This window comes from Providencia sp. Marseille-Q8014, assembly GCF_965112055.1.
Genome location: NZ_CBCOPT010000001.1, coordinates 739094 through 750321 on the forward strand (window position 1 = coordinate 739094; position 11228 = coordinate 750321).

The window sequence follows — 11228 nt, forward strand, 5'->3', positions numbered from 1 at the left end:
TTTTTATTTTTACTCATTGAGTGAATTAATCCAATAAGTCACCATCTGTCCGGATATTTCTTTAAAATAACGCATAAATATTTTATATCGCCAATTGTTGGTTTTTTGGATTTAAAAATTGACAAAATGTGGTATTGAGTCGTGTTGTTATTAAGTTTTGTTGAAGAGATAGCATAATTTTTGATAAGTAAAATAACCAGTAATCTGTTTTTTGGGTAAATAAATTTGACATTTCTTTATAATTGCTTTAACCGTATAGGGAGAAAGTAACGAATCAAGAGACAGACAGAAATTTATGCGTAACATCAGCCTGACTACGATTATTATTACCACCACCGTAACCACAGGAAACGGGGCGGGCTGACGCATCCAAAAAATAAAAAATGAAAAAGCCCGCGTCCAATCAGATGCGGGCTTTTTTTTGGTGTTAAATCAGGAGAGAAATACCATGCGTGTGCTTAAATTTGGCGGTACTTCGGTTGCAAATGACGAACGAGTACTTAATGTTGCTGACATCGCTGAGAGTAAATTGGCCGATGGGCAGGTGGCTTTGGTGTTATCCGCACCAGCAAAAATCACTAACCATTTGGTCGCAATGATTGATAAAACGGTTGCAGGTCAGGATGTCATCACGCATGTGAATGATGCAGAAATGATTTTTGCAAACTTACTAAAAGGATTGAAAGAAAAACAACCCGGTTTTGATTACGACAGACTGAAAAAACTCACCGAACAAGAATTTGCACAAATCAAACAAGTACTGCATGGTATTACTCTTCTAGGCCAATGCCCTGATAGCATTAATGCTTCCATCATTTGTCGTGGTGAAAAACTCTCCATTGCTATCATGGAATCTGTGTTAAAAGCACGCGGACACAAAGTGACAGTGATTAACCCTGTCGAACGTTTATTGGCAGTTGGCCATTACCTTGAATCAACAGTTGATATCAATGAATCGACTAAGCGTATTGCAGAATTAAATATCCCGAAAGACCACTTTGTATTGATGGCGGGTTTTACCGCGGGTAATGATAAAGGCGAACTGGTGGTATTAGGACGCAATGGTTCTGATTATTCTGCCGCTGTTTTAGCCGCTTGTTTACGGGCGGCCTGTTGTGAGATCTGGACCGATGTGGATGGGGTGTATACCTGTGACCCTCGTTTAGTGCCTGATGCGCATTTATTAAAAGGGATGTCTTACCAAGAAGCAATGGAACTGTCCTACTTTGGTGCAAAAGTTCTTCACCCACGCACCATCGCGCCAATCGCACAATTCCAAATTCCTTGCCTGATTAAAAATACCACTAACCCAAGTGCTCCGGGGACTTTGATTGGCGATGGTCAAACGGATGAAAGTACACCAGTTAAAGGGATCACGAATCTTAATAACATGGCAATGATCAACGTTTCTGGCCCTGGCATGAAAGGGATGGTTGGCATGGCAGCTCGTATTTTCTCAGTCATGTCGCGTAAAGGGATCTCAGTGGTCTTGATTACTCAGTCATCATCCGAATACAGCATTAGTTTCTGTGTGCCACAAGGTGAATTAGTGCGAGCACGCGCAGCACTGGAAGAAGAGTTCTATTTAGAATTAAAAGACGGTGTCTTGGATCCTCTTGATGTCATGGAGCAGTTGGCAATTATTTCTGTAGTGGGAGATGGGATGCGTACCCTTAAAGGGATATCAGCACGTTTCTTTTCAGCTTTAACACGCGGAAATATAAATATTGTTGCGATTGCGCAAGGTTCATCTGAACGCTCCATTTCAGCGGTCATCGCGAATGAGGCGGCAACAACGGCAGTTCGTTTATGCCATCAAATGCTATTTAATGCAGAGCAGGTGATAGAAGCCTTTATCATTGGGGTAGGGGGGGTCGGAAATGCGTTGATTGAACAGATCCATCGCCAACAACAATGGTTAAAGCAAAAACATATTGATTTACGTGTGTGCGGAATTGCTAACTCAAGAGCCATGCTAACCAATATGCAAGGCATCTCTCTTGATAATTGGAAAGAAGAACTTGCACAAGCGACAGAACCCTTTAGCTTAAGTCGTTTGATCAGACTTGAACGTGAATATCACTTCCTCAATCCTGTGATTATCGATTGTACCTCTAACCAAGAGATTGCCGAGCAGTATGTGAATTTCTTAAAAGATGGTTTTAACGTGGTCACGCCTAATAAAAAAGCCAACACGTTATCGATGGATTATTACCGCCAACTACGTTCAGCGTGTGAAGTATCAAAACGTAAGTTCCTTTATGACACTAACGTTGGTGCAGGTTTGCCGGTGATTGAAAACTTACAGAATCTTCTGAATGCGGGTGATGAGCTGGTGCACTTTAGTGGAATTCTCTCTGGCTCACTATCCTTTATCTTTGGTAAGTTAGATGAAGGTATGTCTCTGTCTGAGGCGACAACATTAGCGAAAGAGAAAGGATTTACTGAGCCTGACCCACGTGATGACTTATCCGGTATGGATGTTGCTCGTAAACTGTTGATCCTTGCTCGTGAAGCGGGCTATCAATTAGAGCTAGACGATATTGAAATTGATGCGGTATTACCTGCTGAGTTTGATAGCAGTGGCAGTGTTGCTGAATTTATGGCTCGTTTACCACAGCTCGACCAACAATTTGCAGAACGTATAAAAGCCGCAGAAGCGGAAGAAAAAGTGTTACGCTATGTTGGGTTGATAGAGGAAGGACGTTGCCAAGTAAAAATTGTTGCCGTTGATGGCAATGATCCACTCTTTAAAGTCAAGAATGGCGAAAACGCATTGGCTTTCTATACACGCTATTACCAACCAATACCTTTAGTTCTAAGAGGCTATGGTGCAGGTAATGATGTTACCGCTGCCGGCGTATTTGCAGATATGTTGCGTACCCTATCATGGAAATTGGGAGTCTGATAAGTGATTAAAGTTTATGCGCCCGCTTCAATTGGTAATGTTAGTGTCGGGTTTGATGTATTAGGGGCGGCAGTATCGCCAGTAGATGGAACTCTGTTAGGCGATTGTGTCACTGTTGAAGCAGCCGAAAGCTTTTCTTTGACCAATAAAGGACGCTTTGTTGCAAAATTACCCAAAAAGAGTGAGCACAATATTGTTTACCAATGCTGGGAATTATTTTGTGAACGTCTTGGTAAACCGCTTAATGTTGCGATGACGCTCGAAAAAAATATGCCTATTGGCTCTGGTTTAGGTTCAAGTGCATGTTCTGTTGTTGCTGCACTGATGGCATTGAATGAGTTTGCAGGGCAACCTTTTGATGAGACTACCCTATTAAGCATGATGGGCGAGTTGGAAGGACGTATTTCAGGCAGCGTGCATTACGATAACGTCGCCCCTTGCTTTCTTGGGGGACTACAGCTGATTATTGAGCAAAATGGAATAATTTCTCAGCCAGTTCCTGCATTTGATAACTGGTATTGGGTCATGGCTTACCCAGGGATTAAAGTCTCTACCGCAGAGGCTCGTGCTATTTTGCCTAATAGTTATCCACGTCATGATATTGTGAATCATGGCCGTTACCTATCTGGTTTTATTCACGCGTGTCATACTCATCAGCCACAGCTGGCTGTAACGATGATCCAAGATGTGGTTGCAGAGCCTTACCGCACTCAACTGCTTCCTGGTTTCGCTGAAGCACGCAAAAATGCGTATGAGATAGGTGCATTAGCCTGTGGTATTTCCGGATCAGGCCCCACACTATTTGCTATCTGCGATGACAAAAATATTGCCGAGAAAATGGCAGATTATCTACAACAACATTACGTTCAAAATGATGAAGGCTTTGTGCATATCTGCCGTTTGGATCTCACAGGGGCAAGGACAATAGGGTAAAGAATGAAACTGTATAACTTAAAAGATAATAGCGAACAAGTTAGCTTCGCACAGGCAGTAAAACAGGGACTTGGCAAACAACAAGGCCTATTTTTCCCGCAAGATCTACCTGAATTTAGCGCCACTGAAATTGACGAGTTACTAAAATTAGATTTTGTCACTCGCAGTAGCCGCATTTTGACGGCATTTATTGGTGATGAAATCCCAGAAGCTGAGCTCGCGTCCCGAGTGAAAGAGGCGTTTGCATTCCCTGCACCTGTGACGCAAGTTGAGCAAGATGTGGCAACACTTGAGCTCTACCATGGTCCAACATTAGCATTTAAAGATTTTGGTGGGCGTTTTATGGCTCAGGCGTTAGGTCAAGTTGCGGGTGATCAACCTGTCACTATTCTAACGGCCACTTCAGGTGATACGGGGGCTGCGGTTGCACACGCTTTTTACCGTTTAAATAACGTCCAAGTCGTTATTTTATATCCTGAAGGCAAGATCAGCCCGCTGCAAGAAAAGCTATTTTGTACACTGGGTGAAAATATTCATACTGTTGCAATTAAAGATGACTTTGATGCTTGCCAAGCGTTGGTTAAACAATCTTTTGATGATGAAGAGCTAAAAAAAGCACTGCACTTAAACTCTGCTAACTCAATCAATATTAGTCGTTTGCTAGCACAGATTTGTTATTACTTTGAAGCCGTGGCTCAGATCCCTGCGGAAAAACGTGAGCAATTAGTTATCTCCGTGCCAAGCGGTAACTTTGGTGATTTAACCGCGGGGTTACTGGCGAAATCGATGGGGCTACCGGTTAAACGCTTTATTGCTGCAACGAACGTGAATGATACGGTTCCTCGCTATCTTGAAGAGGGGCAATGGAAACCACATCAAACGGTTGCAACCTTATCGAATGCGATGGATGTTAGCCAACCTAATAACTGGCCTCGTATTGAAGAGCTATTCCGGCGTAAAGGCTGGTCGCTTCAACAACTTGGCCATGGTGTCGTGACCGATGACGTGACAAAAGATACTGTCCGTGAATTAGATAGAAAAGGTTATGTATCTGAGCCTCATGCTGCTGTTGCTTATCGCGTATTGCGTGATCAGTTACAAGATGGGGAGTATGGCCTGTTTTTAGGTACTGCACATCCAGCTAAGTTTAAAGAAAGTGTAGAAGAGATTTTGAATAAACCGCTGCCTTTGCCACAAGCCTTGGCTGAGCGCGCAGAGTTACCTTTGTTATCTCATTTCTTGCCTTCAGACTTTGCTAAGCTGAGGGCCTTCTTAATGGAACGTGCACCTAAATAATCGCGTTATGATGAAGCGGAAGCTATTAGCTTCCGTTTCTATTTTTATTCGTCTCATAACGTGATAAAGATAAATTGAAATCAACATAAGTTACAAAGGTCAGGCGATTGAGTGAGCCAGCTAACTCGCCGGTTAAAGGATTTAATTGATAGAACGACGGGCGCTAGCACCATTCAAACCATCTCGACCACCGTTTGGTCCACCGAGGCCACCACGTCCGCCTTCACCACCTTCAGGGCCAGCATCACCGCCGTTACCCCCATTCCCACTCCCTGAGCCATTTCCACCGTTACCCCCATTCCCGCCATTCCCGCCATTGCCGCCATTCCCGCCATTACCCCCATTGCCATTTCCAGTGCCGTTGCCGCCATTGCCACCGTTACCGTAGCCATCGCCATTTCCTCCTCGGCCACCATTACCCCCATTAATACCGCCGCTCCCGCCATTTCCGCCGTTACCATTGCTGCCTAGTTGTGCATTACCGCCATCGCCGCCATCACCATTTCCTTGTTTACTGCTATTAAGGTAAAAAATATTGTTATCGCTTGAGATAGCATGTTGAGGGTGAAAGAGCAGCTGTGAGGACACGCGGTTAAAAGAGTGGCTTGGTATTGAGGTTGATACAACAAAAGCAGTACAGACTATGAGAAATAATTCTTTGGGCATAATTATCCTCCAATCCCCCTTCGTGATTGAAGGGGGATGATCAAGTAAAGTTAGGTCGTCAGCAGATTAGTTGCCATTACCGCCATTACCACCGTTGCCGCCGTTGCCACCATTACCGCCATTGCCACCACTTCCGCCATTACCCCCGTTACCGCCATGACCACCATGGCCACTTTGTCCTAAATATTGACTTGATTCAGAGATTGGATCTGAAAGCATCTCAAGAGCGTTATATTGAAAAACCGAGGCCAAAGATAAAGTAGGGATAAATACAGAAGCAATAAGGATACATTTTATTTTCATATAATTTTCTCTTCGTTAAATGAATTAAATAAACTGCTAACTCAGTTTATGTGTTCATTTATATTTATCAATTTTAACTTGCCATTATGATGGTGTGTTTTTGTACTTCTTTGATTTTTATGTTTTTTGGTTTTTAATTAATAGTTTGGTTGAGTATTTTTATTTAAATAATATAAATTATATTTATATTTTATTGGGTGGTAGCATTTTGCGGAAGGGCATTTCTGTATTTGACAACGATGGTATTGTCAGGGCATTGAGTTTAATGAATGGGGGCATTTCTTGAAATAGAATCAGCTGTCTCTGGGCTGTATTTGCAACAAGAGACAGCAAGATAGAAAGCGCGATTTAAATATCGTTTTCTAAGATAAGCTCAATCGTTTTTAGCTCGTCTGCGGTGAATTGGCGGTTTCTTATTATGCCAAGAGCATCATCAATTTGGCTGATTCGGCTAGCGCCAATGAGCACTGAGGTGATGCGATCGTGACGTAAAAGCCAAGCAAGTGCCATTTGGCTCAGTTTTTGCTGACGACTCAACGCTAATTCATTGAGTTTTTTCACCTTCGTTATTACCGCGGAGGTGAGCCTTTCAGGTGGCAAAGAGGGGTTGTTCGCGGCGCGAGAATCAGCAGGGATACCGTTTAAGTAACGATCTGTCAGTATTCCTCCAGCTAAAGGGGAGTAAGCTATAGAACCGACCCCTTCATCTTCCAGTACATCAAGTAGCCCTTCTTCCGGATCTCTGACGAGCATGGAGTACTTGGGTTGGTGAATAAGACAAGGGGTACCAAGCTGATTCAGAATATCAATGGCGTCTTTGGCAAGATCGGCGGGGTAGTTGGAGATCCCGACATACAATGCCTTACCTTGACGCACGATCAAATCTAATGCGCCCATGGTTTCTTCGAGTGGGGTATCTGGATCAGGGCGATGATGATAAAAGATATCAACATAATCTAAGCCCATGCGTTTTAGGCTTTGATTGAGACTGGCTATTAAATATTTTTTACTTCCCCAATCACCATAAGGGCCATCCCACATGGTAAACCCAGCTTTAGATGAAATGATCATCTCATCTCGGTAAGGTAAAAAGTCTTGTTGGAGAAGGCGGCCGAATAGGCTTTCTGCCGACCCAGGGGGAGGACCATAATTATTGGCGAGATCGAAATGAGTAATGCCATGATCAAATGCATGCCTTAGCATGGCTCTGCAATTATCTGGGGATTTATTGTCGCCAAAATTGTGCCAAAGACCTAAAGAAATAAGAGGAAGCCTTAAACCGCTGCGGCCACACAAGCGATACTCCATATCAGTATAACGATCTGTATTTGCAATATAAGGCATACATCACCTCCAAAATGGTTGGCATAGAGACCAAAGCCATATTGTCACAAAAGATATCAGCGCTCTGGTGAATCAATGCTAATTTTTGAGCAAAGTGAAAGTTTTTAGCAAATCTGTGATGGAGGATGAAAAATACACAATATTGGCGATAAGTTGCACAAGGTGATCAGGACTTGTGACCACCTTTGCTTTGAGGAATTAGTGCTGTTCAGGGCGAGTAAAGACTAGCTCATTCCCTTTAGATTGGCTTTCATCGAATTGATAGCCTTCAAGATTAAAATCAACCAATTGTTCTGTTTTGGTGAGTTTATTTTGGATAATAAAGCGGCTCATCAAGCCACGTGCTTTTTTAGCATAGAAACTAATGACTTTATATTTGCCATTTTTTTCATCGAGAAAGACGGGTTTTATCATCGTCGCGTCTAATTTTTTGACGTTGACTGATTTGAAATACTCATCAGAAGCAAGGTTAACCAAGACCTGATCACCTTGGGCTGAAAGCGCTTTATTGAGCTGATTTGTGATGATATCACCCCAAAATTCATACAAATCCTTACCGCGAGGATTTTTCAAGCGAGTGCCCATTTCGAGTCGATAAGGTTGCATTAAATCGAGCGGACGTAGCAGTCCATACAGTCCAGATAAAATACGTAAGTGTTGTTGTGCAAAAGCGAAGTCTTGCTCAGAGAATGTTTCGGCCTGCATACCCGTATACACATCACCTTTAAATGCTAATATCGCTTGGCGTGCATTATCTGGCGTAAAATCGGCATGCCACTCACCAAAACGTGCCGCATTTAAGCCTGCAAGTTTATCACTAATTTTCATTAAACTTGAGATATCGGAAGGGGAAAGCTGACGGCAAACGTCAATCAGTTGCTGAGATTCATGCAGTAACTCAGGCTGGGTGAAAGTTTTTGTTGCTAGTGGGCTTTCATAATCTAAAGTTTTGGCGGGTGAAATCGTGATGAGCATGACAAGTTCCCTATAATAAAATGACTATTACCACTTTAGCAAAAATTGATCTTAAATGGCTAATTGATGAGATAAGTAAAAACAATTTTCCTATTTCATCGGGCTATGATTAGCTGGATAAGAAGCTAAAAGGATTCAGTTTTAATTTTTGAAGCGAAAACGATTGCATATCAGTTAGTTGCTTTATAATAGTTTTAGTCGCTTGCAGCAACTCGGATGCGTGATATTATCATTGTACGGTGCGGCGTTTGCCTCAATTCCTTTATAACAACGAGATTAAAGAAATGACCGATAAATTAACCTCCTTACGTAGTCTAACCACCGTTGTTGCTGATACTGGCGATATTGAAGCGATGAAGCTTTATAAACCACAAGATGCGACAACTAACCCTTCTTTGATTCTGAATGCAGCACAAATTCCTGAATATCGTAAGCTTATTGACGAAGCTGTCGAGTGGGCTCGTAAGCAAAGCAATCACCGCGAACAGCAGGTTATTGATGCTTGTGACAAACTAGCCGTTAACATCGGTTTGGAAATTCTAAAATTAGTTCCGGGCCGTGTTTCAACTGAAGTTGATGCACGTCTGTCTTACGATGAAGAAGCGTGTATTGCTAAAGCGCGTCGCCTGATCAAGTTGTACAACGAAGCGGGTATCAGCAATGATCGTATTCTGATTAAACTGGCTTCAACTTGGCAGGGTATCCGTGCCGCAGAGAAACTGGAAAAAGAAGGTATTAACTGTAACCTAACATTGTTATTCTCTTTTGCTCAGGCTCGTGCGTGTGCTGAAGCTGGCGTTTACCTGATCTCTCCATTTGTGGGTCGTATCCTTGATTGGTACAAAGCGAATAGCGACAAAAAAGAATTTGCGCCACATGAAGATCCAGGCGTTATTTCAGTCACTGAAATCTATAACTACTATAAAGCACATGGCTACAAAACAGTGGTTATGGGTGCTAGCTTCCGTAACGTAGGGGAAATTCTGGAATTGGCAGGTTGTGATCGCCTAACGATTTCTCCAGCATTACTGAAAGAGCTATCAGAAGCACAAGGTGAGGTGGTACGTAAACTTGTTGATTCAGGTAAAACTGCTGAGCCAGAAGCTAAACTGACCGAATCTGAGTTCTATTGGCAGCATAACCAAGATCCGATGGCGGTAGATAAACTGGCTGAAGGTATCCGTAAGTTTGCCATTGACCAAGAAAAACTGGAAAAAATGATCGCAGACTTGCTGTAATTCTGCTGTTATTTTAACGAAACCCAGCCATAGGCTGGGTTTTTTGCGTTATAGGGGAAAACGGCATTGATGCTTTGTTACTCGCAGCGGTATCCGTTCCAACATATAAGGGAGAGTGACTCGTGAACAGTTGCGTTTGAATATGGTGAGGATTTCATTTTTATCGGCATAACAAGCAGTACTACAACCTTTAAGCATTTTATTATTGCTATCAATTCCACATTTTCTTTTAACTTTACCATTATAGCGATATGTAGCACTGAAACCTGTTACCTCACGTGATATTATAGGCCCATCATGGGTATCATGATGACTATTCACGTTATGAGAATAAGCATTTTATAGGTTATTTATTGAGGTTGGTATGAATGAATTGCGCATAGGTTTGGTTTCGGTTTCTGACCGTGCTTCAAGTGGTATTTATGAAGATAAAGGTATTCCCTCTTTGGAAGCATGGCTTGCAAAAGCGTTAACAACGCCTTTTCGTATTGAAACTCGCCTGATCCCTGATGAGCAAATCATGATTGAGCAGACGTTGTGTGAGTTGGTGGATGAATTTGCTTGCCATTTAGTTTTAACGACCGGAGGAACTGGACCTGCTCGTCGCGATGTCACTCCCGATGCCACATTAGCGATTGCGGACCGTGAAATGCCCGGCTTTGGTGAGCAAATGCGTCAAATTAGCTTGAAGTTTGTACCAACAGCCATCCTTTCCCGCCAAGTTGGGGCGATACGCAATCAAGCATTAATTTTGAATTTGCCCGGTCAACCGAAAGCGATAGCAGAAACATTGGAAGGATTGAAAGATGCTGAAGGGAATGTGATGGTATCAGGGATTTTTGCTAGCGTTCCTTATTGCATTCAACTTCTTGATGGGCCATATGTGGAAACAGACCCTGCGGTTGTTAAGGCTTTTAGGCCGAAGTCAGCGATCCGTAGTGAATGATTGCTAGGTCAGGTGAGGCTAGCTCACCTGACAGCTATTCCTTTAAAATCAGTGACGTTGCCCTATAGGCAAAATGGTTTTGCCATATTGCTCATTCAATACCTCAGCCATGGCCAAGTAAAATGCACTTGCGCCACATATTATCCCTTCATAACCCGCAATGGTTAACAGCGTTGCATTATTCGTTAAATTCCCGATTGCGAGTAATGCAAACAGTACGGTGAGGCTAGCAAAGATGAATTGCAGGGCGAAATTAGCTCTGAATGTTCCAAGGAACATAAAGAAGGTAAAGATACCCCAAATGAGTAAGTAAATACCTAAGAAGTCTGGAGACGTTGCTTCAGCTAAACCCATTGTTGGCAAAAATAATAAGCCAACTAATGTTAACCAAAACATGCCATATGAACTAAATGCAGTTGCGCCAAACGTATTTCCTTTTTTATATTCAATAAGTCCGGCAATCACCTGAGCAATACCACCATAAAAAATTCCCATGCTCAAAATAACCGATGAGAGAGGGAAAAAACCTGCATTATGGAGATTAAGCAGAATTGTTGTCATACCAAAGCCCAATAAACCAAGTGGACCCGGATTAGCAATAGCGCTAGATTGCATATAA

General features: G+C 42.6%; 11 protein-coding genes and 1 other annotated feature. Of the genes, 6 read left to right on the top strand and 5 right to left on the bottom strand.

All coding sequences use genetic code 11. The features are described from left to right. The first annotated feature begins 295 nt into the window (after positions 1-295). From thrL to thrC, 4 genes are all read left to right on the top strand, one after another. Entirely contained in the window at positions 296-364 is a 69-nt protein-coding gene (thrL, locus tag ACWPW6_RS03160; RefSeq protein WP_071599685.1) for a thr operon leader peptide, read from the top strand. Continuing rightward, positions 303-424, top strand: a sequence feature (Thr leader region). It overlaps the preceding gene by 62 nt. 24 nt (positions 425-448) lie before the next feature. Further along, positions 449-2908 carry a bifunctional aspartate kinase/homoserine dehydrogenase I gene (gene thrA, locus ACWPW6_RS03165; protein ID WP_257759918.1) on the top strand — a complete coding sequence of 820 codons (2460 nt, stop codon included), beginning with the start codon at positions 449-451 and terminating at the stop codon, positions 2906-2908. Between the two features lie 3 nt (positions 2909-2911). After that, positions 2912-3841, top strand: coding sequence for a homoserine kinase (gene thrB / locus ACWPW6_RS03170; protein ID WP_163860683.1), 930 nt, complete (start codon positions 2912-2914; stop codon positions 3839-3841). Positions 3842-3844: 3 nt separating this feature from the next. Beyond that, positions 3845-5137 carry a threonine synthase gene (thrC, locus tag ACWPW6_RS03175; protein ID WP_154622191.1) on the top strand — a complete coding sequence of 431 codons (1293 nt, stop codon included), beginning with the start codon at positions 3845-3847 and terminating at the stop codon, positions 5135-5137. A 141-nt stretch (positions 5138-5278) separates the two neighbouring features. Here the strand turns inward: thrC and ACWPW6_RS03180 are convergent, their stop codons facing one another. The 4 genes from ACWPW6_RS03180 to yaaA all read right to left on the bottom strand — a co-directional run bounded on the left by ACWPW6_RS03180 (position 5279) and on the right by yaaA (position 8425). Further along, a complete protein-coding gene (locus tag ACWPW6_RS03180) occupies positions 5279-5803 on the bottom strand; it encodes a hypothetical protein (protein WP_250000561.1) in 525 nt (174 codons plus the stop codon). Between the two features lie 66 nt (positions 5804-5869). After that, entirely contained in the window at positions 5870-6106 is a 237-nt protein-coding gene (locus ACWPW6_RS03185; protein WP_247046880.1) for a hypothetical protein, read from the bottom strand. A 348-nt stretch (positions 6107-6454) separates the two neighbouring features. Further along, positions 6455-7450 (bottom strand): aldo/keto reductase, encoded by a 996-nt coding sequence (locus ACWPW6_RS03190; protein ID WP_154622017.1) that lies wholly within the window; start codon positions 7448-7450, stop codon positions 6455-6457. A gap of 198 nt (positions 7451-7648) precedes the next feature. Then, a complete protein-coding gene (gene yaaA / locus ACWPW6_RS03195) occupies positions 7649-8425 on the bottom strand; it encodes a peroxide stress protein YaaA (protein WP_249999841.1) in 777 nt (258 codons plus the stop codon). A 284-nt stretch (positions 8426-8709) separates the two neighbouring features. On the opposite strand from yaaA, the gene tal reads away from it, so the two are divergent. Beyond that, positions 8710-9663 carry a transaldolase gene (tal, locus tag ACWPW6_RS03200; RefSeq protein ID WP_154622019.1) on the top strand — a complete coding sequence of 318 codons (954 nt, stop codon included), beginning with the start codon at positions 8710-8712 and terminating at the stop codon, positions 9661-9663. Positions 9664-10027: 364 nt separating this feature from the next. Next, the gene (gene mog / locus ACWPW6_RS03205; protein WP_249999843.1) at positions 10028-10609 is read left to right on the top strand and encodes a molybdopterin adenylyltransferase; all 582 of its coding nucleotides are present in this window, start codon (positions 10028-10030) and stop codon (positions 10607-10609) included. Between the two features lie 48 nt (positions 10610-10657). Here the strand turns inward: mog and satP are convergent, their stop codons facing one another. Beyond that, the gene (gene satP / locus ACWPW6_RS03210) at positions 10658-11224 is read right to left on the bottom strand and encodes an acetate uptake transporter (RefSeq protein WP_154622021.1); all 567 of its coding nucleotides are present in this window, start codon (positions 11222-11224) and stop codon (positions 10658-10660) included. Between the last annotated feature and the right edge of the window lie 4 nt (positions 11225-11228).